Here is a 327-nt window from a genome sequence, read left to right as displayed (position 1 = left end):
TACCGTTGCCGTTGTCTTTAACGTCGGCTTCAGCATTCTTACCATCTTTAATGATAGTAGTAGTGGTATTACCTTCACCATCAGTGATGGTTACAGTGTGAGTGCCGTTGCCGTTGTCTTTAACGTCGGCTTTAGCATTCTTACCATCTACACCGTCTTTACCATCTTTAACGATAGTAGTAGTGACTGAACCGGTCTCAAGATCAGTAATAGTGATTGTATGGGTACCGTCACCATTATCTACAACTTCACCTGTGATGCTGCCACCTTTTTCACCAGTGTCACCTTTATCGCCTTTGTCGCCTTTTTCGCCTTTAGCGCCGGCTT

At 44.6% G+C, this 327-nt stretch carries 1 protein-coding gene; it reads right to left on the bottom strand.

The window, feature by feature from the left end; genetic code table 11:
- On the bottom strand, positions 1 to 327 hold a 327-nt coding region (locus tag HMPREF2606_RS05915), incomplete at both ends, for a collagen-flanked surface repeat-containing protein (protein WP_210400404.1).

This window comes from Neisseria sp. HMSC070H10, assembly GCF_001837635.1.
In the GTDB taxonomy this organism is placed as follows: Bacteria; Pseudomonadota; Gammaproteobacteria; order Burkholderiales; family Neisseriaceae; genus Neisseria; species Neisseria subflava_A.
Note: the sequence above shows the minus strand (reverse complement) of the source record. Positions and strands in the feature narration are given on the sequence as shown.